Source organism: Spirosoma humi (assembly GCF_054776575.1).
The window spans coordinates 243,041-268,762 of the sequence record NZ_BAAHBR010000002.1; the positions used below are offsets into that span (position 1 = coordinate 243,041).

The 25,722-nt window shown below is 49.5% G+C and carries 25 protein-coding genes; 15 read left to right on the forward strand and 10 right to left on the reverse strand.

All coding sequences use genetic code 11. The features are described from left to right. Nucleotides 1–85: 85 nt before the first annotated feature. Both ACYU8Y_RS02815 and ACYU8Y_RS02820 read left to right on the forward strand, forming a co-directional pair. Nucleotides 86–928, forward strand: coding sequence for an N-acetylmuramoyl-L-alanine amidase family protein (locus ACYU8Y_RS02815; protein WP_460933983.1), 843 nt, complete (start codon nt 86–88; stop codon nt 926–928). Between the two features lie 179 nt (nt 929–1,107). After that, a complete protein-coding gene (locus ACYU8Y_RS02820) occupies nt 1,108–2,094 on the forward strand; it encodes an MlaD family protein (RefSeq protein WP_460933985.1) in 987 nt (328 codons plus the stop codon). 17 nt (nt 2,095–2,111) lie between these two features. Here ACYU8Y_RS02820 and ACYU8Y_RS02825 read toward each other — a convergent pair whose 3' ends face one another. Further along, the gene (locus tag ACYU8Y_RS02825; RefSeq protein WP_460933987.1) at nt 2,112–3,557 is read right to left on the reverse strand and encodes an ArnT family glycosyltransferase; all 1,446 of its coding nucleotides are present in this window, start codon (nt 3,555–3,557) and stop codon (nt 2,112–2,114) included. 266 nt (nt 3,558–3,823) lie between these two features. On the opposite strand from ACYU8Y_RS02825, the gene ACYU8Y_RS02830 reads away from it, so the two are divergent. Then, nucleotides 3,824–5,434: an acyl-CoA carboxylase subunit beta gene (locus ACYU8Y_RS02830; protein ID WP_460933989.1), complete on the forward strand. Its 1,611-nt coding sequence runs from the start codon at nt 3,824–3,826 to the stop codon at nt 5,432–5,434. Between the two features lie 10 nt (nt 5,435–5,444). Here the strand turns inward: ACYU8Y_RS02830 and ACYU8Y_RS02835 are convergent, their stop codons facing one another. The 7 genes from ACYU8Y_RS02835 to ACYU8Y_RS02865 form a co-directional block, all read right to left on the reverse strand. Next, a complete protein-coding gene (locus ACYU8Y_RS02835; RefSeq protein WP_460933991.1) occupies nt 5,445–5,867 on the reverse strand; it encodes a c-type cytochrome in 423 nt (140 codons plus the stop codon). Nucleotides 5,868–5,903: 36 nt separating this feature from the next. Continuing rightward, the gene (gene gldD, locus ACYU8Y_RS02840) at nt 5,904–6,491 is read right to left on the reverse strand and encodes a gliding motility lipoprotein GldD (protein ID WP_460933993.1); all 588 of its coding nucleotides are present in this window, start codon (nt 6,489–6,491) and stop codon (nt 5,904–5,906) included. Nucleotides 6,492–6,637: 146 nt separating this feature from the next. After that, nucleotides 6,638–6,928 carry a hypothetical protein gene (locus tag ACYU8Y_RS02845; protein ID WP_460933995.1) on the reverse strand — a complete coding sequence of 97 codons (291 nt, stop codon included), beginning with the start codon at nt 6,926–6,928 and terminating at the stop codon, nt 6,638–6,640. A gap of 152 nt (nt 6,929–7,080) precedes the next feature. Continuing rightward, nucleotides 7,081–7,860 carry a TIGR00266 family protein gene (locus ACYU8Y_RS02850; protein ID WP_460933997.1) on the reverse strand — a complete coding sequence of 260 codons (780 nt, stop codon included), beginning with the start codon at nt 7,858–7,860 and terminating at the stop codon, nt 7,081–7,083. 128 nt (nt 7,861–7,988) lie between these two features. Continuing rightward, nucleotides 7,989–8,279, reverse strand: a complete 291-nt coding sequence (locus tag ACYU8Y_RS02855) for a hypothetical protein (protein WP_460933999.1) — start codon at nt 8,277–8,279, stop codon at nt 7,989–7,991. Between the two features lie 65 nt (nt 8,280–8,344). Next, nucleotides 8,345–9,889 carry a glutamate--tRNA ligase gene (gene gltX / locus ACYU8Y_RS02860; protein ID WP_460934001.1) on the reverse strand — a complete coding sequence of 515 codons (1,545 nt, stop codon included), beginning with the start codon at nt 9,887–9,889 and terminating at the stop codon, nt 8,345–8,347. 81 nt (nt 9,890–9,970) lie between these two features. Further along, the gene (locus ACYU8Y_RS02865) at nt 9,971–10,339 is read right to left on the reverse strand and encodes a Rid family detoxifying hydrolase (RefSeq protein ID WP_460934003.1); all 369 of its coding nucleotides are present in this window, start codon (nt 10,337–10,339) and stop codon (nt 9,971–9,973) included. Between the two features lie 190 nt (nt 10,340–10,529). Here ACYU8Y_RS02865 and ACYU8Y_RS02870 point away from each other — a divergent pair, with 190 nt between their 5' ends. From ACYU8Y_RS02870 to ACYU8Y_RS02905, 8 genes are all read left to right on the forward strand, one after another. Then, on the forward strand, nt 10,530–11,684 hold the full coding sequence (locus ACYU8Y_RS02870; protein ID WP_460934005.1) for an App1 family protein: 1,155 nt from the start codon (nt 10,530–10,532) through the stop codon (nt 11,682–11,684). Between the two features lie 100 nt (nt 11,685–11,784). Then, entirely contained in the window at nt 11,785–12,627 is an 843-nt protein-coding gene (locus tag ACYU8Y_RS02875; RefSeq protein ID WP_460934007.1) for a hypothetical protein, read from the forward strand. 120 nt (nt 12,628–12,747) lie between these two features. After that, a complete protein-coding gene (locus ACYU8Y_RS02880; RefSeq protein ID WP_460934009.1) occupies nt 12,748–13,326 on the forward strand; it encodes an RNA polymerase sigma factor in 579 nt (192 codons plus the stop codon). Next, nucleotides 13,307–14,965, forward strand: coding sequence for a hypothetical protein (locus tag ACYU8Y_RS02885; RefSeq protein WP_460934011.1), 1,659 nt, complete (start codon nt 13,307–13,309; stop codon nt 14,963–14,965). Before ACYU8Y_RS02880 ends, ACYU8Y_RS02885 begins: the two co-directional genes overlap by 20 nt. Before the next feature lie 78 nt (nt 14,966–15,043). Next, complete coding sequence (locus ACYU8Y_RS02890) at nt 15,044–15,565, forward strand: QcrA and Rieske domain-containing protein (RefSeq protein WP_460934013.1); 522 nt, start codon at nt 15,044–15,046, stop codon at nt 15,563–15,565. Nucleotides 15,566–15,581: 16 nt separating this feature from the next. Continuing rightward, the gene (locus ACYU8Y_RS02895; RefSeq protein WP_460934015.1) at nt 15,582–16,268 is read left to right on the forward strand and encodes a hypothetical protein; all 687 of its coding nucleotides are present in this window, start codon (nt 15,582–15,584) and stop codon (nt 16,266–16,268) included. 4 nt (nt 16,269–16,272) lie between these two features. After that, nucleotides 16,273–16,830 carry a YceI family protein gene (locus ACYU8Y_RS02900; RefSeq protein WP_460934017.1) on the forward strand — a complete coding sequence of 186 codons (558 nt, stop codon included), beginning with the start codon at nt 16,273–16,275 and terminating at the stop codon, nt 16,828–16,830. A 199-nt stretch (nt 16,831–17,029) separates the two neighbouring features. Further along, nucleotides 17,030–18,526, forward strand: a complete 1,497-nt coding sequence (locus ACYU8Y_RS02905) for a serine hydrolase (RefSeq protein ID WP_460934019.1) — start codon at nt 17,030–17,032, stop codon at nt 18,524–18,526. Here ACYU8Y_RS02905 and ACYU8Y_RS02910 read toward each other — a convergent pair. Both ACYU8Y_RS02910 and dnaN read right to left on the reverse strand, forming a co-directional pair. Beyond that, a complete protein-coding gene (locus ACYU8Y_RS02910; protein WP_460934021.1) occupies nt 18,519–19,742 on the reverse strand; it encodes a TCR/Tet family MFS transporter in 1,224 nt (407 codons plus the stop codon). The genes ACYU8Y_RS02905 and ACYU8Y_RS02910 overlap by 8 nt on opposite strands. Before the next feature lie 111 nt (nt 19,743–19,853). Continuing rightward, nucleotides 19,854–20,993 (reverse strand): DNA polymerase III subunit beta, encoded by a 1,140-nt coding sequence (dnaN, locus tag ACYU8Y_RS02915; RefSeq protein WP_460934023.1) that lies wholly within the window; start codon nt 20,991–20,993, stop codon nt 19,854–19,856. A 239-nt stretch (nt 20,994–21,232) separates the two neighbouring features. Between dnaN and ACYU8Y_RS02920 the strand changes: the two genes are divergently transcribed. From ACYU8Y_RS02920 to ACYU8Y_RS02935, 4 genes are all read left to right on the forward strand, one after another. After that, a complete protein-coding gene (locus ACYU8Y_RS02920; RefSeq protein WP_460934025.1) occupies nt 21,233–21,748 on the forward strand; it encodes a DUF2480 family protein in 516 nt (171 codons plus the stop codon). A 269-nt stretch (nt 21,749–22,017) separates the two neighbouring features. Further along, nucleotides 22,018–23,829, forward strand: coding sequence for a 7TM diverse intracellular signaling domain-containing protein (locus ACYU8Y_RS02925; protein WP_460934027.1), 1,812 nt, complete (start codon nt 22,018–22,020; stop codon nt 23,827–23,829). Between the two features lie 545 nt (nt 23,830–24,374). Continuing rightward, on the forward strand, nt 24,375–25,271 hold the full coding sequence (locus ACYU8Y_RS02930; protein ID WP_460934029.1) for an ABC transporter ATP-binding protein: 897 nt from the start codon (nt 24,375–24,377) through the stop codon (nt 25,269–25,271). A gap of 81 nt (nt 25,272–25,352) precedes the next feature. Beyond that, nucleotides 25,353–25,712, forward strand: a complete 360-nt coding sequence (locus tag ACYU8Y_RS02935; RefSeq protein ID WP_460934031.1) for a four helix bundle protein — start codon at nt 25,353–25,355, stop codon at nt 25,710–25,712. Nucleotides 25,713–25,722: the final 10 nt, after the last annotated feature.

Sequence of the window (25,722 nt, forward strand, 5' to 3'; positions counted from 1 at the left end):
TCCCGCTACCGCTTTGAAACGTTTTTGGTCGTTAAAAATTATTAAATCAACTGGCAGCTCCATTTCGGCCTTTTCTCCCGGAATAATGACAACAGTAACGCTGTTGGTTTTTCCATTACTGGCACTGACCAGTCCAGATGCTTTATCGCCCGAATTAACACAGGACACGGTTCGAAGGGCCGGGTCGCAGGAGGCAGAATCAGGGGTTAACGACGCGCCAAATCAGCTACGGACCGTTGTGCTCGATGCTGGCCATGGTGGCAAAGATCCAGGTTGCCTAGGCCGAAAAACACGTGAATCCCGAATCGTGCTTAAGTTGGTTTTGCAATTAGGCCGTAAAATTAAGGAAGAGATGCCAAATGTGCGGGTTATTTATACGCGCTCATCGGATCATTTCGTCGAATTAGCCGAACGCTCAGCCATTGCGAATCGAAACCGAGCAGATTTGTTTATCTCGCTGCATTGCAACGCCAGTCCATCATCGAGCCGAGTCTATGGTACGGAGACGTATACGATGGGTCTGCATAAAACAAACGGCAATTTGGACGTAGCCAAACGGGAAAACGCGGTTATTCTGAAAGAAGAAAACTACCAGCAAACCTATAAGGGCTTTAATCCAAATTCACCCCTGGCCCATATCATGCTGGCCAACTATCAGCATGCGTTTATGGGAAGCAGCATCAACTTTGCCGAAAAAGTTGAACGGAGCTTCAAGCGGAACGCCGAACGGAAAAGTAACGGCGTCAAACAGGCCGGTTTTCTGGTGCTTTGGCGAACAACGATGCCGAGCGTGCTGATAGAAACCGGCTTTTTAACCAATCCTGAAGAGGAAGACTACCTGATCTCGGCTGAGGGACAGGACGAAATTTCGACCGCCATTTATAAAGCGTTTGCGCTCTATAAACAGGAAGTTGAAACGGGCGGATAGGCAAATCGGGGGATGAAAGCCAGCAGAGTATAGCCGAACAGGCTGTGCTGCTTGTTGGCAGGTTTTTTGCCTTTCATCCAATTTCCCAACATTTGCGGGACAAACCAACGGCAAAGTTGGTTATACGATCAATCAAACGAATTGATCTGTCCGCCCAGGTCATTCACCTTCACAAACGCATGAAAGTTTCTCAGGAAGTAAAAGTAGGGTTATTGGCTATCGTCTCGCTGATGATGCTCTATTTTGGATTTAGATTTTTGAAGGGTTCAGATTTCTTCTCCTCCACACATAAATACAAAGTCATTTACGATAATATTGATGGGTTGGTGGCCTCTAACCCCGTTAGAATCAATGGTTTGACTGTCGGTCAGGTGAAAAGTATCGAGATCCTGCAGAATCAGCAGAACAAGCTACTGGTTACCGTGGAACTCAAGAAGGATATTGTCGTTACACAGGGTTCGCGGGCAGTACTGGCCGACGATGGTCTGTTAGGTGGCAAACTCATACGCCTGGGTATTAACTACGGTAAGCCCGAACTTGAAGATGACGGTATGCTCGTAGCGGCCAAGGAGTCAGGTTTATCGGCATTGATTCGGGAAAAAACCCTGCCCGTGCTTAACAATGTCGACTCCCTGACGTACCAGTTGAACCGCGTTGTCGCGCAGTTTGACCAGACGGGCATTGTCCTGAATCAGACATTGCGCAGTGCCAATGCGGCTGTTGGAACATTGGGATTAACCGTTGCCGAGAACCGGGCGGGTTTGCAGGCAACCCTGGCTAATGTCAACAAGCTGTCGGCATCGCTCATCGAAACCGAAAAACAATTGAAGCCGATACTGGCTAAAGCCGATACGTTTGCCGACTCGCTCCAGGGGCTTCAGTTGAAGCAGACGCTGGCCAGTGTGAATAAAACGGTCGACAACCTGCAGCATATTCTGGCCGACGTTAATAATGGCCGGGGTTCGCTGGGTAAACTGACTTCCGACGAAGCGCTCTATACGAACGTTAACAAGACGACGGCCAGCCTCGAAAAACTCCTGACCGATCTGCGCGAAAACCCCAAGCGGTACGTACATTTCTCGCTCTTTGGTCGTAAAGAGAAGCCTGCTGCGACGCAGCCTGCCAATGCAACCAGCTTAACAAGCCAGGCCGATTCTACGAATTAATTTTGTTCGTCTACCAACTAATTGTCTTCAGACTGACGTGCATAGATAGTATGTAAATCATCTTGAAAGACTCGTTTATAGACGCCTATCTTGTTGGGTGTATTGGGAGGTATATCGTAACTGGAATCTTTCCCGTAATCGCTAATAATATATTCTACGCCCTCCCGATCCGCATCTTGGAAAAACGTTAATAAAGGTATCTTTTTGTTTCTTTGTTCATATAAAAGATAATAGGTTAGCCCCTTTATTTTATAGTTATCCATTTGACCAAAGAAAAATTTTATCGGCGCAATAACTTTGGTCTTATGATGGGGCATATTGCTGGCCAGTAATGCGTTATACGCTTCTGTGTTAGGTGATGTTTGATTCTCCAATATAACTTCACGCACTTGTATCAGCGCTATCAATGCGTAAAAGAAAAGTAAAATCTTTGAGACTTTCTTTTGCCAGACAGGTTGTTCAGGAAGGTATACTATTAGCCAACTAGCTGCTAATACTGCCAACCATGGAACGAACAATAAAAAGTATATATCTGTATCGCTCTTCGTCAAGAACCAGAATGAGACGATCAGCAGAATTGTATAAAGTAAAATGGGTTGTGATAAGCGAATTTTTTTTCGAAAAGCAATAGCACATAGCAATACTAATGCCGTCAATGCCCCTTCATTTTGGCTATGAAAAAATAGGTGATGGTAGTCGGCTAGGACCGCTAATTTGTCAGATAAATTAAAGTTTTCCTGAGTCGCTGGATCATTAAAAAACTGGTTCATCAATACCGGCATATTTCCATCTAGTATAGCGTCTATGCCATAAAGGCTGAGCGTTAAGGCGCCAGCCACAATGAAAAATAAAGTTGAGCGCCAGCTAACATTAATAACAAGCCACATGGCGCCAGCTATCAGATAAATCAGTCCATTTAAATGAGTTAATGCGGCTAAACCAGCTAGTATACCGGCCACAACAGGTTTTGGCCGTGTATTTCCTGGTGGATCCAGGACGAGGTAAGAGGCAAATCCCAACGCCATGCACATCGTTTCTGGACGGTTCACGGATATAAAACGGATCAACGTTCCGCAGCTAAAATACAGGAGTACCGATAGCCATCGCTGTTCCTGGGAGCCATTTTTTTGGTATAACCAGACTAAATAGCCTCCCAAAATGCCAAAGAATATACTTACTACTTTGCTGGATGCTACTGTAACACCGGTAATAGACATCACCAGTGCACCAGCGTAAATAAATAGCTTATGAAACACATATAGTCCATTTTCCCAACCATTATAGCCACGAAACAGCTCAGATCGCACTTGTCCATCTCGTAGCAACCAGAAAGATTGTTCAGCAAACCAGGCCTCATCAAAATATTCAGCCCGGTGGAAAAAAGTAATTAATAATGCTAATGATATAAAGAAAAACGAAATGAGGTAAGTAGGTTTTGAGAAAAGTATAAATATTACATTCATAAACTATTTTGCCAAGCGTATGCACAAGGTTATCCTCTTTTATGTGCGTATAAGCGTTTATTGTACTTGTGTTGAGTAAAAATAAGTGTTTTACTTTGTGCATCAAGAGATTAAAAGCCATTACCCAAAAACGCTGTAAGAAACCATACGTTGGAGAAAATAAAGCTGACCTGTATTCCTCGTAAGGGAATACTCTTTCTCTGATGCCAACAACTCATTAACATGGGTCGTTTATCTACTATTAACGGCACAAATCCTATTTATTCATGCAAGCCCTTCTCGACGAACTCATAACGCGTACTCGACAAACTCAACTCGGCGGTGGCCAGAAAAAGATTGATGATCAACACCGAAAAGGCAAACTGACGGCTCGTGAACGCATCGATTACCTAACGGATCCGGAAAAGCCATTTGTTGAAATAGGGTTATTCGCGGGTGAGGGTATGTATGCCGAACAGGGCGGGTGCCCGTCGGGGGGCGTGGTTGTGGGCATTGGGTATGTGTCGGGGAGGCAGTGCGTGGTCGTGGCCAACGATGCTACCGTGAAAGCTGGAGCTTGGTTTCCCATTACGGCCAAAAAGAACCTCCGTGCCCAGGAAATTGCCATGGAAAATCGCTTGCCCATCATTTACCTGGTCGACAGTGCGGGAGTTTATCTGCCCTTGCAGGATGAGGTGTTTGCCGATAAGGAACACTTTGGCCGTACGTTCCGAAATAACGCACAACTGTCGGCGATGGGTATCTTGCAGGTGGCGGCCATTATGGGAAGCTGCGTAGCGGGTGGTGCCTATTTGCCTATTATGTCCGACGAAGCACTGATTGTGGAAGGTACCGGCTCCATATTTCTGGCCGGTCCTTACCTGGTCAAAGCGTCCATTGGTGAGGATGTCGACGCCGAAACGCTTGGCGGAGCCACTACGCACACCGATATATCGGGGGTAGTCGATAATAAGTATCCTGACGATAAGAGTTGTCTGGATGCCATCAAGCGAATTTTCGATAAAATCGGCCATCAGGAAACGGCCGGCTTCGACCGTATTGAACCGACCGTACCCGCCAAACAACCCAACGAAATCTATGAAATCCTGCCTGCCGACCGCGTAAAACCATACGATATGCAGGAAATTGTGGATAGACTTGTGGATAACTCTGATTTCGATGTGTATAAACCCGGTTACGGACAGTCGCTGCTATGTGGATATGCACGAATTGATGGCTGGGCAGTTGGTATCGTAGCCAACCAACGGAAGGTGGTCAAAGCCAAAGGCCGGGCTGGGCAACCTACGGAAATGCAGATGGGTGGGGTTATTTATGGCGATGCCGCCGATAAAGCCGCTCGGTTCATTATGAACTGCAATCAGAAACGGATTCCCCTGGTTTTTTTGCAGGATGTATCGGGCTTTATGGTTGGAAGTCGGGCCGAGCAGGGCGGCATCATTAAAGATGGGGCCAAAATGGTCAGCGCGATGGCCAACTCCGTGGTGCCCAAGTTTACGGTCGTCATCGGTAATAGCTACGGAGCGGGCAACTACGCCATGTGCGGCAAAGCCTACGACCCTCGTTTAATGCTGTCCTGGCCAACGGCGCAAATGGCCGTAATGAGTGGCGTATCGGCCGCTAAAACGCTACTCCAGATTCAGGTGGCGGCTCAAAAAGCGAAGGGTAGTCCGATGACGCCCGAAGAAGAGCAGGCTCAATTGAAAAAAATCATGGATCAGTACAACGCGCAACTTTCTCCGTATTACGCAGCGGCCCGGCTCTGGGTCGATGCCGTCATTGACCCACTCGATACGCGGAAAATTCTGTCCGAAGGTATCGCGGCTGCCAATCACGCACCCATCACAAAGCCGTTCTCGGTAGGCGTGATTCAAACGTAGTGTCAATAAATCACTTTCCGCGTACAGTTTTCACTTCGTCGGCCGTAATGGCTTCCGCTTTATTGCCAAAGTTGCTTCGGATATAAGTAAGTACATCAGCAATTTGCGTGTCGTTCAGGAAGTCATGGGCAGGCATGGCATTATCGTACATATCGCCTTCAATTTCCTGACCTTGTAACCCTTTCAGCAATACATTGATCAGACGGGTTTTATCGCCCAATACCCAGTCTGTTCCGCGCAGGGGCGGGTTTAGATTCGGAACGCCGGAACCATTGGCCTGATGACAGGTGAGACAGTTCTGTTCGTAAATAAGCTGTCCGGGTGATTTGGTCGCTGCGGCTGGCTTAACGGTCGGTTTGGCGGCTGGCTTTCTGGTTTGGGCAATGGAAACCGAAAAGGATAGACAGAGAACCAAGGCAATAAGTAGTTTCATAGACTTGAGTGTATCGTTTTAATGGGGAAGCCGGACTTATTTACGCCACTTCAACGTATTCAGCATATGCATGATATCATTGCGAATATACTGAATGGCGGGTTGCAGCGAATCATTTTCCGTAGCGGTGTTGAAGTATAAGGCTCCCCGCAGAAAATGGGTTGTCGAATCCGTCGTTATAAACTGGACCTGGCTGGGTACTTCGCCACCCAGGTCAATCACACTGGCTTCCAATCCCGATTTTAACTTGACTCGTCGCTCCTCAAATACTGCGGCCTTGATCTTGTGCCGGGCCGCTAATTTGTATGAATCGTCGAGCATGGCCCGCAGCCGGTTCACGTCGTTCAGGACGGGCTTATAGGTTAATTGAACACTCGCCTTGAACATCGGGTAATTGACAAAAATCCAGTCCGGTTCCGAGCGGGCGAAGGTGTCAGGAAGAATACGGGCAATGGAGTTATATTCGAACTGGTACGGATGTGTTGGATCGAGTAGCTTGTACGTTGGTGTCGGTAAATCGAACCGAGGAAACCCCTTGGGCTTCGGTACGTAATTATCGGACGAGTCGCTACCGCAGGCGGCTAACAAAAGTCCTGTCAAAAGAATGAGCGCGTGCTTTATCACAAGTGTTGTGGAGCCTGAACGGCTGAATCTTGGTATCTAACTAGACTACGGGTCATGCAATCGGACGGCTTCGTCCGGGTTACATCAAAACGCAGAAGCCCGGCGATTTCGTGCCGGGCTACGCATAAAGTCTATCAGGGTGTCATTTAGGCATTTACATCCTCCAGTTCTTCTTTCAGAACGGGTTGCCCCAGCAAGGTTGCAAAGCGGTTGACGTTGAAGGTCGGCTCAAACCAGACTTCGCCCATTACCGGGTGCTTTACGGGTACGTCGGGGTTTTTGATCTCATTGAGCAGCACGCCCGTATCGCCGGTTGTATGGCGTTTTACCTGCCGGATTGTATACATCTGGTCACGTTTGGGCGTTTGTATACCAAACTCAGCATAGAAGGCCAATACGGGCGCGGGAAAATTGTCGTTTGTGCAAATAACTTCCATTGGTCGAAACTGTCTGATCGGAGCGCCGACGCGGTCCGGATTTATTTGATTTTCCTGGTTAACGTGAATTGAACAAAAAATGTCCTCAAAACCAGCTAAAAAATAATCTTTCTGACTGAATGCCCAGTTGTATCGGCAGAATCATCAGGCGCTTACCCTTCAAACAAATTGCCCAACTGCCCAAGTACGGAGCCCCCTTCTTTATTGGCTTGTCCACCGCCCGGCGACAGCCGTTGCACTAATTTAGAAATTGGCATCGACTGAATCCAGACTTTGCCCGAACCCCGTAGCGTGGCCAGAAAAAGCCCTTCACCGCCAAACACCATGCTCCGCAGACCACCCGCCCGCTGAATGTCGAAGTTGATACTCGGCTCAAAACCTACTACGCAACCGGTATCGACACGTAGCGTTTCGTTGTTTAATGTACGTTCGACAACGACACCACCGGCATGAATAAATACCATGCCGTCGCCCTGTACTTTTTCAAGAATAAAGCCTTCGCCACCGAAGAAACCGGCGCCTAGTTTCTGGTTAAACTGGATGCTCAGCTTAGTGCCCAAAGCCGCACACAAAAAGGCATCTTTCTGAACGATGAGTGTGTTGCCATACACATTCGCCATGTTTACGGGCATAATGGTGCCCGGATAAGGAGCCGAAAACGCTACCTTCTTTTTACCGACTCCCCGGTTCGTGAAGTGGGTCATGAAAAGCGACTCACCCATCACCATCCGCGAACCCGCCTGCAACAGCTTTCCCAGAAACCCCTGATCGGGTTGAGAGCCGTCGCCCATTTTTGTTTCAAATGAGATGCCATCTTCCATAAACAGCATCGAGCCTGCTTCGGCAATAACGGTCTCGTTGGGGTCCAGCTCTATTTCAACGATCTGAATATCTTCACCAATAATCTTGTAATCGATTTCGTGAGCGTACATAGTCGGGTTTGATTAGTCTATCTGATTGATTATGGACGAAAACTAGTAAATGAAAGGCAGTTTACTCGTAAGTTATCTGACAAACGGCACAAAAAAAGCCCGACCGGGCGTTTTAGCGGGTCGGGCTTTTACCGTTGATTTATATCGTCGGGCAAATCGTTGTCTGTCTCGTCAAACAAGTGATCGTCGTCAGATTTATCGTCATTGTCGTCTGCTTCGGGTTCCCCTTTCAAATTCAGATCGGTACGGTGACGAAGTTTTTTATCATCGACAGTTTTATTCAGGAATTGATTGATTTTATCAATATCGAAACTCGTCGTTATTTCACCGAACGAGTTTATCTGAATATCGAAACCTTCGAGTTCTTTATGAACGCGGGGTTTGTCGTTTTCATCGGGATTTGTCTTTTTCTTTGCCATGCGAATTGTCGTTTACTGTAAACCTATAAGACCGAAACGCTGCCCCGGCTTATAGGTTTAAAAAATTAGCTGACAGGCGTTTTCAAGGTGTCCAACGCTTTTTCCAACCGGTCAATTGTTTCGGTTTTGCCAATGATTTCCATCGTCAGCATGAGGTCAGGGCCCGCACCGGAACCCGTTAGGGCTACCCGCATGGCCTGCATGATTTTACCCTGCTTGATACCTGCCTGCTGCATCGCATCGCCAAGGGTATGTTTAATTTCCTCGGCCACAAACACACCATCGAAGGTGTGTAAGGCATCGCGGAAAACCGTTACGGCACGTTTCGCATCCTCATTCCACTTGGCGGCTACAACGGTTTCGTCGTAGGTCGTTGGGGCGTTGAAAATAGTGCCCGCTTCGGTGAACAGTTCGTGAGCAAAATTGACGCGCCCTTTGAGCAAAGCCGCAATTTTCTCCGCTTTTTCCAGCGAACAGGTCAGTCCGGCGGCTTCGGCCTGTTGCTGAACGGCGGGGGCCAGCGCGGCATCGGGTTGCAGGCGAATATACTGGTGGTTGAACCACTGAGCTTTCTGAATATCGAATCGGGCTCCGGCTTTGTGCACCTGCGAAATATCGAAGCTCGCAATCAGCTCGTCCATCGTGAACAATTCCTGTTCCGTTCCGGGATTCCAGCCCAGCAACGCCAGAAAGTTGATGGTCGCTTCGGGCAGGTAACCGTCTTCGCGGAAGCCCCGCGCCACGACACCCGTAAAGGGGTCGGTCCACTGCAAAGGGAACACCGGAAAACCACCCAGGTCGGCATCGCGTTTGCTGAGTTTGCCGTTGCCTTCGGGTTTGAGCAGCAGCGGCAGGTGAGCAAATTGCGGCATGGTGTCTTCCCAGCCCAGATACCGATACAGCAGCACGTGCAACGGTGCCGAAGGAAGCCACTCTTCTCCCCGGATAACGTGCGTGATTTCCATCAGGTGGTCATCCACAATGTTGGCCAGGTGATAAGTCGGTAAGCCGTCGGATTTGAGGAGAACCTTATCGTCAATAGACGACGAATGGACGTTTACCCAACCCCGAATCAGGTCATTTAGCCGGACTTCTTCTTTGCGAGGTGTTTTCAGGCGAATAACATAGGGTTCCCCGGCGTCCATACGTGCTTTAACGTCCTCTGGCTTCATGGTCAGAGAGTTGCGCATTTGCATCCGGGTGATGGCGTTATACTGAGCCGCCGGTGCATTGGCTTCTTCGAGCCGTTTGCGCATGGCGTCCAACTCCTCGGCCGTATCGAAGGCATAATAGGCTTTGCCCTCATCGATCAAGCGCTGGGCTTCTTTCTGGTAAATTTCCCGGCGCTCCGACTGGCGGTAGGGCGCGTGTGGGCCCGATGCGGCACCCTGCCCTTCATCGATCTCGATACCGACCCAGCGTAGGGCTTCCAGAATATAGTCTTCGGCACCCGGCACAAAGCGGTTCTGGTCGGTATCTTCGATGCGCAGGAGCATTTTACCACCCATTTTCCGGGCGAACAGGTAATTGTAAAGCGCAGTACGCACTCCGCCAATGTGTAGCGGGCCGGTTGGACTGGGTGCGAAACGAACGCGAACGGGTCTTGACATGGGAAAATATAAAGAGCGAAAGAGCGAAAGAGTGAGAAGGCGATTGGCTTAGCACCGCTCTTTCGCTCTTTCATTCTTTCACTATTGAACAGCTATTACTGAAATTTCGACATTAACATCTTTAGGCAGACGAGCTACTTCCACGGTTTCACGAGCGGGCGGATCGACGGTGAAGAACCGGCCGTATACTTCGTTGATGGCGGCAAAGTTGTTCATGTCTTTTACGAAAATACTGCTCTTCACCACGTTGGTGTAATCCATATCGGCGGCTTTCAGAATGGCCCCAATATTTTCCATTACCTTCTGCGTCTCGGCCTGAATGTCACCGTTGGGTGCTAACTCAATGGCAACCTGACCCGACACGAAGAGTGTGCCATTTATTTTAACTGCCTGACTATATGGCCCAATCGGAGCCGGCGCCTGGTCGGTATAAACAATTTGTTTGCTCATGGTTTTTAATGATAGTTGTTGGTAACGGTAATATGGAGAAGTCAGTCGCTGACAATCCACGATCAACCAACTGCCGACAAGTAATTTGTGCGCAAGTTATCACTAAACCCCCGGATGGCCGAAAGTCAGTTAATCATCTTCACGAAAAACGCTTTTCAGTCGCCTTCATCCCCATTGATTTTAGTACGATATGTCTTTTCTGAACGAATTTTTGACGAATGCATCAGCCGATGCCGAAAACCAGTTTGATCGGCTCAAAAGCCGTCTTTTCGGACGACTCGATGCCAGCAAACCCTATCGGATCATTTATTACCGGGGCTTTGGCAGCCCAACGGCGGTTTGGCTGTCGGGTCGGGTACTGCGGCAGCGGGATTTGAGTACGCCCAGCGACCGGGACACTTTCTGGCAAAATCTGCTGGCAACGTATCAGCGGTTTGGCAGTCGCGAAGTGCCCGGCGTAACGGTGCGTATTGAGGCTTTTGGGCAAATACATACGGCCATTACGGATGAAGACGGGTATTTTGAAGCAACCATCAATCCCCCCAACGATTTGCCGCCGGGCCGGGCGTGGTTTCCGGTGCGTTATTCGCTGGATGGCGTTGAGCAACCCGCTACGGAGCTAAACGATGGCAAAGGCAATCAATCTGTTGAGAAAGAAGGGTATGTGATGATTTCGCCCCCCTATAGTCAGTTCGGGGTTATCTCGGATATTGATGATACGGTTCTGGTGACCGATGCAACGAATCTGCTCCAGACGGCCAAACTCACGTTTTTGGGTAATGCCTATACGCGTCTGCCCTTTGCGGGGATAGCCGCCTTTTACCGGGCGTTGCAGAGCGGACCCCTTACGACGCTCTTCAATCCCATTTATTTTGTGTCGAGCAGCCCCTGGAATCTGTACGATTTGCTGGTCGATTTCTTTCGGATTCAGGGCATTCCAAAAGGACCTCTTTTGCTCCGCAATCTCGATCTGGGTGCAAAGTTGCTGTCGTCCGGAGGGCACCACACGCATAAACTGTCCATGATCCGTAAAGTGCTGGATGTGAACCCAAAACTGCCCTTTGTGCTGATTGGCGACAGTGGACAGCAGGACCCCGAAATCTATTCGCAGGTTGTGCGCGACAATCCGGGCCGGATTCTGGCCGTGTACATCCGCGATGTATCGACCGACCAGCGCGACGAAGCGGTTCGCGAACTCATCCGAACGACGGAAGCGCACAAGGTGCCGATGCTGCTTGTGTCCGACACCGTTGCTGCTGCCGAACATGCGGCTTCGCTTGGCCTGATCGACCCCGATACCATCCCCGAGATTCGCGCGGATCGACGGGCCGATGAAGAAAGTTAACTTTTTTTTTAGCCCTCACGCAACCTGTTTTCCAAACCTGCCGTATTGACGAACGAACCGGTTCAACTGTTCTTGTTTAATTCTTAATACAGTTGATAAAATGAAACGAATCGTTAACGTCAATCGCTCCCTGATGGCAACGGTCATGCTAGTAGTGACCCTGCTTAGTTGTAAGGACGACAATCCAGCCATCGTCTCACCAGACGTTGCTATCAAAACCTCATCGATCGGCAACATAATGACTGGCGAAGGGGGAAAGACACTTTATTTCTTTGCCAGCGATGTGGCCGGAAACGCTACCTGTTCGGGTGCCTGCGAAGACAATTGGCCTGTTTTTTACAAAGAAACGCCTACATTGAGCGCTGGTCTGAAGGCCAGTGATTTTGGGACCATAACCCGGGCCGACGGTAGTAAACAGACAACCTTCCGGGGCTGGCCTATGTACTACTTCAAGAATGATGCGAAAGAAGGCGATGTTCTTGGCGATAAAGTTGGGAACGTATGGATGGCGGCCAAAACGAATTATACGGTTATGCTGGCCTCTCGCCAACTCGTTGGTAACGATGGGAAAAGCTATACGTTCGATACGAAAGAAGGAACAGGGAACTCCTTATTTTTAGTCGATAGTGTTGGCCGCACGCTGTATGCCTACGCGTTCGACAAAAACAATGTGAACAAATACACAAAGGCTGACCTGAGCAATGACGCTACCTGGCCCATATTTGTGACGTCGACGACAATCGGTGAGATTCCGTCCATATTGGACAAGAACGACTTTAAAACGATCACGGCCGTGGGGAAAACGCAATTGACGTATAAAGGCTGGCCGCTCTATTATTTTGGTCCCGATCAGGCAACCCGTGGCAACACCAAAGGAGTTAGCGTGCCGCGGCCGGGTGTTTGGCCGGTGGTGAACACGACTTCGCCCATTGCGCCAAATTAAGTAGAACCGCCATTGGCTTACGGATTCGATTACGCGTTTATGCATATCTTTTTGTCGACTCGTTGACGGAGCAACCAACGTACTGTAAACCGGGAATAGTACTTTACAAAACAGGTCACTTTGTCCAACACGCCTAACATACCCGCTTTAACCGACCTACTCGCTGGCTGCTTACGCAATCAGCGGAAAAGTCAGGAATTGCTTTACCGGCAGTTCTACGGGTATGCTATGAGTATTTGTCTGCGCTATGCCCCCACACGTGAAGGAGCACTTGAAGTCTTGAACGATGGTTTTCTGAAGGTATTCACGCGGTTGGACCAGTACGATTCAGCGCAGCCATTTAAGGGTTGGCTTCGGCGCATTTTAATCAATGCGGCCATCGATCACTACCGGCAGGAGGTGCGTCATCATCATCACGAAGATGTTGAGCCGCTTGAACAGTCCGTTGCTTCAGAATCGGCCGATGCGTTCAGTCAGTTGGCCCACGAAGAGTTAATGGGATTGGTTCAGCGGCTGTCGCCCGCTTATCGACTAGTATTTAATTTGTATGTTATGGATGGATTCACGCACGAGGAAATTGCCGGTCAACTCGGCATTTCAGTTGGCGCGTCGAAGTCGAACCTGGCCCGGGCACGGGAGAACCTACGCTTGTTAATCAAGCGCTTAAACAACGATGAGTATGTCAGAGCTAACCGATGACCAATTGGACGGGCTCTTCAGAAAGTCGGCTGAAGAGTTTGATCCTCCGTTCGATCCGGCGGCCTGGCAGGACATGCAAACCCGGCTGGATGCGCATGATGGGCCAGCACCCGGTGGTGGTACGCCACGTTGGAAAAATTTGCTTCGCTGGGGGTTGCCCCTTTGTCTGCTTCTGCTAACGATGGTGGGCTTATACCTGTCTCGTCGTAACGCGACCAGTCGGGAGGCTTCACCGGGTAAACTCACTTCGGGACTGCCAGTGAATACCGGTACGCAACCCGAAGCTGCCCGAATCGCTACGAAACGACCAGATGCTGCCAAACCTCAGCAAACGCATAGCGGCTCCTCACCAGCTACATCGACCGGATCGTCAGCCCAGTCCGTTGACCTGAACAGGCAATCGACTGAGCTGACGAAGCCAGCAGGTGAACAACCTGCAACGACGACTGCCTCTGCTAAAGCCCAAAAGCAGCCAGATAAATTTGTGAATGGGTCTGAAGAAACGAATACACGCGCAACCGCGAGTGAAACGAATGCCCCTACTCGTGCGTACGGGCAAAAAAGCAACGCCACAAAAACAGGACGTAAACGAACGGATCTTACATCAACCGTCCTGGCAAAACGAACCGTGGCCGGGACGAATGACGGAAAGAGAAAGGAGCCGCGAGCGGGTAGGATAATACCCAATCGAGCAGCAATAGGAAAGGAAAGACAGGCCGAGTGGCTGAACAGGAGCCAAAATCAGTTGGCTACGAACGAAGTACGAGTGTCCTCGCCAATGAGTAGAAAGCGGTCTTTGAAAACGGATGTTGATAAGAACAAGAGGCCGCTGGCCGCAACGAATACCAATGAAAACTTTATCCAACCTATGCTTGATCAGGCGGAACCAGCCGGATTGCCAGACGTACGCGAATTGACAATCCGGCCCGCCAATTGGCCGAAATCGTTGGCATTGACGACGCGTGTGGTCGACGTGCCGCCAACGGCAACAGAGCCGGAAGAACCTGCGACGATTGTACCAAAACCACCCGTAGAGCGAGGGTTGAGTGTTCGGCTGGCCATTTCCCCCGATTTGAGTTCGATTGGGTTGAAGAACTTTGCCCGGCCGGGAACCAACGTGGGTGTCCTGCTGGAATACCGGCTGGCCCCGCGCTGGAGTGTACAGACGGGTATTATCCAGAGTACGAAAATTTATAGGGCAACGGCATCGGACTATACGTTGAATAATTATTATAAAAACGCCATGTACACGATTCCGCAGGGCGCTGATGGTCAATGCAGGATGCTGGACATTCCGCTCAATGTGCGATATGACTTTTTGCTGAGTCCCAGGGCTGATGGCCGGTCACCAAGCCGGTGGTTTATTACTGGCGGAGTAACGAGTTACTTCATCGAACAGGAGACGTATGTCTATAAATACACTGGATACGCCCATAAACCTATTCCCGTCTACAGTGAAAAAGGTGACAATTACGGATTTAGTCAGGTAAACTTGTCTGCTGGATACGAGCGGGCCTTAACAAAACGACTGTCCTGGCAGATTGAGCCTTTTATGAAAATACCTCTGAAGCAGGTTGGCTATCTTAAGCTTAATCTCCTGAGTACCGGCACTTTTTTCTCGATCCGATATAAGTTGTAAGGGCCATGCCCGTTTGCTATTGGCCGGAACTGCCTGTTAACTATTGTAACTACACGAAATAAACTAAATAAACAGCCGATGAAAAGCAATCCAACGACCGATCAAATGAAGCGTGGCGAATTTCTGCGTAGTCTGGGTATGAGCAGTGCCGCCCTAATGGCCTTCTACTGCATGGGAACCACGCTTACATCCTGCTCAAAAGGCAGCGATAACAATGACCCAACACCGGTTAATCCCGGAACAACGCCCGGAACAGGCTTAACCGGCAACGCTGATTCGGCCAAGGGCGCGATCAACTATACCCTCGATCTGACCGATACCAACTACAGCAAGCTGAAAACAGCAGGACAGTATGCCATTATCGGCAGTACGTTGGTTGCCAAACTGAAAGGAGGGGGCGTAATCGCACTTTCCAAAGCCTGCACCCACGAAGGCACTACGGTACAATACCGGGCGGACTCCGATGACATTTATTGTAGCAATCATGGCTCCGAGTTCCAAACGACAGGTGCCGTAAAAGTAGGGCCTGCTACCCGAGCATTGACGCAATATAAAACAACACTCAGTACCGACGGAAATACATTGACTGTAACCGCATAACCGCTACGTTTAGCCGATGAAATACATTTGTTTTGCCTTTTTCATGTACCTGAGTGCGGGGGCGTTGCAGGCGCAGGATTCGACTGCCGTTCGCCGGGACACCACCATTACGCCAGCAACAACGGATGCCTCTGCCACAGACTTGCTGGCCGGGCTGAGCGACTCGACAGAAACCAAGCCGGAGCTATTGCCGCATAAAATGATCTTTACGCAGCGGGCATTCTGGGGGCCAAAGGGATTGCTGCGATCCATGAAGATTGCTCCCCTGACGCCCGATGGGCGCGCTCATGAGCTGAAAGTTCGGCGAACGATGCTCATTGCCCACCAGATTGGCGGTTTTGTTACGCTGGCCGGGTTCATCGCACAGGGAATCATTGGGGCAAAACTTTACAATGCTAAAGGGCAGGATTACGTCGATACCAAAAAATGGCATGAACGGTCGGCAACCTTCATCAACGTTACGTATGGAACAACGTTATTGCTGTCGCTGACCGCGCCACCACCGGTAGTGGGTGCTCGGAAAGGATTTACGACGATCAAACTCCACAAGTACCTCGCCATCGTTCACCTGACGGGTATGGTCGCCACCAATGTGCTGGCTCATATGATTGATGAAAACGCATCGCTCAAACCCTATCACCGGGCGGCTGCGTATACAACGTTTGGAGCATATGCGGCTTCGATTCTAGCCATAACTTTTTAAGAAAATGAACACGTTACTAAACTATAGCTGCTGGGCAGCTATCGGAATTCTGTGCGCTTTTGTCAGCCCAATGGCCAAGCGAAAACTGACGGCCGACAAAGCGCTGTCGACGGTTACGTACTCGGCCAAACACCCGTTGCATAAGTGGGATGGCGTAAGCCATGACGTAAATTGTGCGCTTATCTACAATGACGAGACGAAACTTCCCGAAACGATAGCGGTATCACTCAAAGTGGCGTCGTTCGATAGCGACAATAACAACCGGGATTCACACGCAATCGAGGTGCTCGACGGGTTAAAATACCCCAATGTGACGTTTGTCAGTTCAGACATAAAGGGAGGGGACAATGGCCTGATAACCGCCAGGGGAACACTCACGTTTCATGGCGTAGCGAAGCCTGCTACCTTGCAGGCGACACGTAAAGATGCCGCGGGGAAAATGACATTGACCGGTGAGTTTCCGGTGAACATGAGTGATCATAACATTGAGCGGCCGTCACTCATGGGCCTGAAAACGGAGGACGCTATGCAACTTCGGTTCAGTGTTGTCTTTGCTTTATGAATACGGCGCATAGTTGACGATTGAGACTATCATCTCTCGTTATTAAGCCAAAAAGAGCGCATTTTTGTCATTCCGACGCAGGAAGAATCTTAAAGTAAGACAACCCTCAAGATTCCTCCTGCGTCGGAATGACAAAAATGCGCTCTTTTTAGTGAACCTACAGAAGGACGCATTTAAATTGATTATAATGCTGACTTCCATGCGGAACCTATTTTTACTATTCTTTGCGAGTACTACGTTTACTGCTTTGGCGCAAAAGCCGATCTCACCCAAACAGATTCAGGAATTCGATGCCTATGTAGAGGCTGCCCGCAAACAATGGGACGTGCCCGGCCTTTCGATCACTGTCGTTAAGGATAATCAGGTCATCTTCAAGAAAGGGTATGGCGTACGCGAGCTGGGCAAGCCGGAACGTGTTGATACACAGACGCTATTTGCTTGTGCATCGACCACAAAAGCAATGACTGTCGCGCTCATCGGCATGCTCGTCGATGAGGGAAAACTGGCCTGGAATGATCCGGTTTCCAAATACCTGCCCGAACTTCAGCTGTATGATCCCTACGTGACGCGTGCGTTGACAATTCGTGATCTGCTCATTCACGATACGGGGGTTGGCAGTACGGATTTCCTGACGGGAGCCATGACCATTCCCGCCAATGAAATGTTCCGGCGCATGGAAATGGTAAAGCCCAGTTACCCGTTTCGGGCCGGATTCGTTTATCAGAATACGTTTTATTCAGCCGCGGGCCGGATCATTGAGCGGATCGTAGGCAAGACGTGGGCCGAAACGATAAAAGAGCGCCTATTTACACCGCTGGGCATGACCCGTACCGCACCCAAGCGGGGCTACATTACCGACGCCAACCTGACAAAGCCGCACTATGCCATCAACGATACCATCAAGGTAATTGAGTACGGTGCTGACAGCGAAGTTGGTTCGGCGGGGGCGGTCTGGTCATCGGCCGACGACATCAGCAAATGGGTTATCTGCATGCTCGATAGCAGCAAATACAAGGGTGGCCGCTTGCTGAAGCCCCAAACCTGGGCTGAAATTTTTACCCCACAAACCTTTTTCCCGGAAGACGAATACCCAACGATGCAACTGCTGAAGCCCAACTGGCGTACGTACGGCCTGGGCTGGTATCAGCACGACTACAAAGGTAAAAAGGTGAATTTTCATACGGGTAGTTTATCCGGCTTGACAGCCATAACCGGGCAATTGCCCGAGGAGAAATTGGGCGTTTACGTATTTGGTAATTACGACCATGCCGAAGTGCGCCATGCCCTGATGTATAAAGCCTTTGACTGGTTTGCGCTGGGTGGCAACCGCGACTGGAGTGCGGAGTTCAAAGCGCTTTATTCGAAACTCAGAGAAGATGGTAAGAAAGCGCAAAAACGTTTCGACACGAAGCGCGTTCCCAATACGTCGCCATCATTGCCCCTTGCCCAATACGCCGGAACATACACCAGCCCGCTGTATGGGAAAGCCGAAGTTAGTGTGGAGGCCAATCAGTTAGTGATCAACGTCAATGACAATTCGCTGAAGGCAACTCTGCCACACTGGCATTATGATACCTTTTATGGGCCTTACCAAAAAGCCTGGTACGGTAAGGCTATAGCCCGATTCAGCCTGAGTGCGCTGGGTAACGTCGATACGCTGATTTTCGATGGCTTGGATTTTAAAAAAATCAACTAGCGGCCAAACTACGGTTTAGCCCGCGCCGGGACAGAAAAGCGCTGATCACTACCAGCAGGGAGGCCAGATAAAACGGCGCTCCGGGTAAGTAGACGGGGGCGGCTGGGGAGGTAAAGAACGAAAACAAATTCGTCATAATGAGCGGCCCGAAAATAGAGGTTGTGCTGGTCAGACTGGTCAACGCACCCTGTAATTCGCCCTGCTCGTTGGCCGGTACCTGATTGGATATAATTCCCTGAATGGACGGCCCCGCGATACCGCCCATGGCATACACCATCATGAAGGCAAACATCATCCAGCTTTGACTGGCGATGGCGAATAACAGAAAACCAACCGCGCTGAACATAAGGCCAACGTAAACCGACCGCTGTTGTCCCAGTTTAGGAATGATAATCCGGCTTAACCCGCCCTGCACAATAGCGAAAGAGAGACCGATGGCCGCCAGCGATAAGCCAACGGTTTTCTCGTCCCATTTGAATTTTTCCATGGAATAGAACGTCCAGGTGCCCTGCACGGCAAAGCCCGCAACGTAAACCAATACCAGCGACGCCACCAGACCCAGAATAACCGGGTATTTACCCAGCCGCATCAACGAACCAACTGGGTTTGCCCGTCGCCAGTTGAAAGGACGTCTGTTTTCGGGGGCAAGTGACTCGGGAAGGATGAAAAAACCGTACAGGAAGTTAACCATGGTCAGGCCAGCCGCCACAAAGAAAGGCACCCGTGGGCCATACTGCCCTAAAAAACCACCTGCGGCTGGCCCGAGAATAAAGCCTACACCAAAGGCCGCTCCAATCAGGCCAAAATTCTGTGCCCGCTTTTCGGGTGTACTGATGTCGGCAATATAGGCCGTGGCTGTTGTGAAACTGGCTCCTGTAATACCCGCCAGCAAGCGGCCAACAAAGAGCCATTCGATGGTGGAGGCAAACCCCTGAAGTATGTAGTCGAGGCCAAAGCCAAATAGGGAGAACAAGAGTACCGGACGACGTCCGAAACGATCGCTTAGGCCACCCAGAATGGGGGAGAAAAGAAACTGCATGGCCGCGTAGGAAAAGGACAGCCAGCCGCCCCAGCTTGCCGCCTGGCTAATGTTGCCGTGTATAAGCTGTTCGATCAACTTCGGAAATACCGGGATGATAATTCCAAGCCCCGTTACATCAATGAGAAGTGTAATGAAAATGAAAGCAAGGGCGGGAGCCGTACGTTTGGAGGCCATAATAGGGTTAGGAGCGAGGAGTGAGTAGTAGGAGTGAGGAGGGTTGACGCGAAAGCAATACATGCGTCAACCCTCCTCACTCCTACTACTCACTCCTCGCTCCTTAAAAAACTAAGCGTATGTATTCAGCATGACTGGCATCACCAGCATCAGGATATCTTCGTTTTCTTCTTTATCCGCCGGAATGAGCAGACCCGCGCGGTTTGGAGCCGACATTTCGAGGGTGATCATTTTGGCACTCAGGTTGCTCAACACCTCAGCCATCAGTTTGGCATTGAAACCAATTTCCATCGGGTCACCATCGTAATCGCAGAGGAGCTTCTCGTTGGCTTCGTTGGAGTAATCGAGATCTTCGGCCGAAATGGTCAGCGAATTTGTTTTGAGCGATAACCGAATCTGGTGTGTCGTCCGGTTGGCGTAAATCATGATCCGTTTCAGCGAATTGAGCAGATCCGTCCGGCCAATGGTCATCACGTTCGGATTGTTGGTCGGAATCGCGTTTTCGTAGTCCGGGAAGCGCTCATCGATCAGGCGGCAGATCAACTGCGTTGGACCGAAGCTAAAGGAGGCATTGGCCTGGCTGAATTCTGCCGTAACGGGTACGTTTTCGGGCAGCGATGCTTTCAATAATTGCAGGGCTTTCCGTGGAATGATGATCGATGTGCTGGCCGACGCGTTCAGGTCGGTTCGGCGATACCGAATAAGCCGGTGGCCGTCCGTCGCGACAAACGTAGCATTGTCTTCGTTCAGTTGCAGCAATACCCCCGTCATCGCCGGGCGCAGATCGTCGGTGCTGGTCGCGAAAACGGTGTTGTTGATGGCGCCAAGTAATACGTCGGACGTCATATCGACGGACATATTTTTATTCACCGTCGGTAATTTCGGGAAGTCAATCGGGTTTTCGCCGGAGAGCTTGTAGCGGCCGTTATCCGTCAGAATTTCGGTGCCAAACGTATCGGTGTCGATATTCACTGTAACGGGCTGCTCGGGCAGGCTGCGGAGCGTATCCAGCAGTAATTTCGCCGGGATAGCAATGGAACCTCCTTCGCTGGCCTCTACCGGAATCTGCGTCGTCATTGTCGTCTGCAGGTCTGAAGCCGTTACCGTAAGTGTTCCACCGGCTGCTTCGGGGCCTACGTCGATACGAAATAGAAAGTTTTCGAGGATCGGTACAATCGGATTGGTTGCTACAACGCCGTTGATATGCTGTAAATTTTTCAGCAGTACAGAGGAGGAAACTATAAATTTCATGGAAGAGATGTCTAAGGCGTTTTTTGATGAGACTAATACCTTTGTCGGGCGTCGCGCTACCGCTATTCGCTAACTCGATGAACCGCTGCGGGGCTCCCGGCAAAAGTTTTGGATATATAGGAACAAAAGTAGCAAAAAAAGCGGACTCTTGACGGGTTATTTACGACAGACAATTGTATTGGACGAGTAGTGAACGGGCTGCCGTTACCTGCTGTTTAGACAGTATTATCTTGCATACTATGGAAGCTGAAATCGTTAATCGTGTGGCCGGCAGTGGCCTTGTTACGCTTGATCTGGAAGATTATTACCACCCTGGCGAGCGTGTCGTTTATGACTTGAAAGATAACCTGTATATGGGCTTGATTCTCAAAGAAAAAGACTTTCGTGCTTTTCTGAAAGAACATGACTGGAGCCAGTACGCTGGTAAAAACGTGGCAATCACCTGCACCGAAGACGCCATTGTTCCAACCTGGGCGTATATGCTGCTGACCTTGCAATTGCAACCGATTGCCCACACCATCGTGTTCGGTACGCTGGCTGATCTGGAAGAAAAGCTGTACTACGAAGCGATTGCCAACATCCAGCCTGAAGATTATCGGGATGCGCGTGTTGTTGTGAAAGGATGTTCCAAAGTACCCGTGCCAACGGCCGCTTATGTAGAGATTACACGCGTGTTACGGCCTGTGGTGCAAAGCCTGCTTTTCGGGGAGCCTTGCAGCACCGTACCACTCTACAAACGGGCAAAGAGTAAGTAAGGGCCATGATCGTCAGCTTACAAGTTTCCAGGTAAAGACAGGCGAAACGAGTAACGTACTTTACCGGAGTTAGAAGCCGGTTAATTAGCCGCTGGAAAAGATAACAAATAATACTCAAAAGAGATTATAGATAAAGTGTATAGAGAAAGTAGATCACTATGCACCTCTAATGTATTGTATACGGTATAGTCAGTTGGTTAAACAAGGTTTATTTTGCTGAATTTCAGCGTAAATGACCAAGCCAACGGGTATTAACTGATCAATCTCTCTTGAGTAAAATTACTGTCTTCTTTGTCCTCTTATTGGCTACGGTAGCAAGTTATGCCCAATCCATACGGACGTCAAGTGACAACGCGGCTGCGCAGATTAAATCGTATGCAGTACTGCCCGACCGTGGGTATACGCTTGATAAAGTACGCACAGATACGACTCTTCACTTTATACCGGGTGATTCGCTCCGGATGACCCGTGCCGATTGTTTCTGGATTAGGGTGGTGGTGGCCAATCCATCCCACTACGACGAGCCGTACAACTTGTATGTTCAGCCTGCGCTCACGAATACGTTTTACTCGTTCGACGCCAATAGCCAGCGTTGGATTGCGCAACAAACGGGTATATACGTTCCCAATTACAGGCACCGTAGGGGCAGTTACCGACAGGCTATGTCTTTTATGGCAGAGAAACGGGCTGCAACAACGCTGTATATAAAAGCCGACCTGAAGGCTCTACACCGCGCTGTAGCTATCAAACCGCAGATTGTTATTGAAAGCCAGGCGGAAAGGGATAGTGAAGAGCAATTTATTTTGGTTGCCTGGATGGCTACGCTGGCTGTTTTGGGCCTGTTTTTTATCAATAACCTATTTATCTATTTCAGCTTCAGGGATAAAATCGTTCTGTACTACCTGATTGGGCAAATAGGGGCCGTGATTTACCTTACGCATTATAAACGGTTCATCGAAACCATTCTTCCATGTCCGGTATTCACGTTCGACGTATGGGCTAATGGAGATACGTACGCGTTCGATTTGGCGGATTTGTTACAGCACTTCAGCATTATTCTTGTTCTGTATTGGCTGGTTCAATCGACGCGTACATATCTGAATACAGCGACGACGCTGCCCCGCCTGGATTTTATACTCAAGTACAGTTTGTATGCCTATGCCTTACTGACGGTTATTGTGGTGGCTATCAACAGCTGGCTATTTTATCTTGAGCCATACACGCTGGCCTATCATAATATGCTGGCGCTGATCATGATCGGGACTAGTACCTGGACCTGCCTAGTGGGCTACTTACGGAAGTTACCGGCGGCCACTCCTTTTTTGCTGGCCAACATGCTGCCATTACTATTCATGCTGGCCATTGGGTTGAGCCATGTGGTCATCAGTATAAACCATACGATGGTGTTTGATCAGGGTTCAATACTGCCCGATTTAGGTATTATTTCGCAAACCCTGTCGTTCTCGATAGCGCTGGTGGCCCGTACTAAATACATCCAGAAAGAACTGGCCACCCGGAAAATAGAAGCTCAGAAGCTTGAGTTCAACATTCGGGAAATGGAACTAAGACACCGGCTGACCGAACTGGAAAACCAGAAAATCAGCGCCGATATCCAGCACGAGAAAACCCGGAACGAATTACTGCAGGAAAGGCTGGATGTTAACCAGCGGGAACTGGCGTCTACGACCTTGTACATTGTTCAGAAAAACGAAATGCTGGCCGGCCTTAAAACGCAGCTAGCCAAGTTGACGAAATACTATCCGACCGTGAGGCAACAGGGATTGAAAGGAATCGAGTCGATCCTGCAGAGTAACCTGTATCTGGATGCCGACTGGGGGAAATTCAAAGTGCATTTTGAACAGGTGCATCCCCATTTTTTCGAGAATTTACAGATCAAGCATCCCAATCTTACCAAACATGAAGTACGGCTCTACGCCTACTTTCACATCAATTTGTCCACCAAGGAAATTGCCGCTCTGCTCAATATTGATCCGGCCAGTGTGCGCCGGGCCAAGACGCGATTGTACAAAAAAATGGCAATTCCTGAGCCTACAGCATTTACAAATCCTGATGAGCAGTAATTGGGGTATTATCCGGCTCGGTGAAACATAGTCGCTGGAAGTCCTTAATTTGTTAAATTTATTATGTTGATTTTCAGTATTTTGGCAAAGGTGTACACACTTTGTCTATGGTCATATTTAGGCGTTGTTGGGCAAAAACGGTTCTTTTGTCGGGTGTTCAGACGCATCCGCTGATACGCGCTGATCACTATAAGCTAGACCTCATTTGTAAAAAAAGATCTTCCAGAAAAAACAGTATTCCCTAACCAACCACCCATAAATACCTGAAGAGCGAACCACCAGCGTTTCATTGCGTTGGTGGTTCGCTTTTTGTGTCAGGAAGGCCAGCCGGTATAGCTTTCGTGGCTGAACAATTGTATCAACTTAGGTACGTTGAGTACAGCTCTTCTTAGGTACGTTGAGTACAGCTCTTCGCATTTGCTGCGTGTTCGCTTTGCCGTTCAGCGCAAATAATGACCGTATGCGAAAGTTTGGCGAGATTTTGAGTAGCATTTAACATATTTGCTCATTGTCCCTATAAACCAAATGCTTTCCCATCTTTCTGTATGCAACTCGAAATCAAAGACCTTACTAAAACGTATTCTAATGGCGTCCGGGCACTAAAAGGGGTTACGCTGACCATTTCGCAGGGTATGTTCGGCCTGCTCGGCCCCAATGGCGCGGGGAAATCAAGCCTGATGCGGACCATTGCTACCCTACAGGAAGCCGATAGCGGTAGTGTTCGCCTAACGGGTCTCAATACGGATCTGAATGTACTGACCCAGAAAGACGCTGTACGCCGGGTGTTGGGCTATTTGCCGCAGGAGTTTGGTGTTTACCCGCGCGTTACGGCTGAGACAATGCTCGATCATATCGCCACGCTGAAAGGTATTGCCAACGGCCGGGAGCGGAAAGACATCGTGGAGGGGCTGTTGCAGAAAGTCAATCTGTACCAGGTCCGAAAGAAGAATCTGGGTACGTACTCAGGTGGTATGAAGCAGCGATTCGGGATTGCTCAGGCGCTTATCGGCAACCCGCGACTCATTATTGTGGACGAGCCAACGGCTGGCCTGGACCCTGCCGAACGCAACCGGTTTCATAACCTGCTTTCCGAAATTGGGGAGAATACCATCGTGATTCTGTCCACGCACATCGTCGAAGATGTCACGAACCTGTGTTCCGATATGGCCATTATTTGCCTTGGCGAAGTGGTGGCTGCGGGTAATCCAAACGATTTGGTGTCCGATCTGAACGGGAAAATCTGGCAGACGTTCGTTGAGAAGTCGGAGATCGATACCTACCGGAAAACTCACCGTGTGATTTCAACCCAGCTCAAAGGAGGAAAAACCCGGCTCCACGCCTATAGTGATTTGCCTTTGGCTGATTTCGAGCCCGTCTCCCCCGATCTGGAGGATGTGTACTTTGCCAAAATCACGGAAAAAATGGATGTCGTTACGGTGTGAAAAATAGTAATAGGAGCGAGGAGCGAGTTGTAGGAGTTACTCTTCAGTCATTGTGTACCCATCTTTTAAAGCCGCATTCAAATGGAAAAGTCTAAACATTTTCGGGAGTTAATCGTCTGGCAAAAAGCGCATCAGCTTGTGCTGTCTATTTATAACCTGACTAAAGTTTTCCTAAAAGAAGAGTTATTTGCCCTCACCTCCCAACTGCGTAGAAGTGCCGTTTCTGTTCCTGCCAATATTTCAGAAGGATATCGCAAACGAACGATTCCTGACAAGGCCAAATTTCTGAATATTGCACAGGGCTCCTTAGACGAAACTCACTATTACTTCATCTTAGCACAGGATCTTGATTACGCCAATACGGAAGCTCTTCAGACTAACCTCGAAGAGGTAGCACGCCTGTTAACAGCTTACTATAACGCGGTAGAGGCCAAGCGATAACACCTCCCAT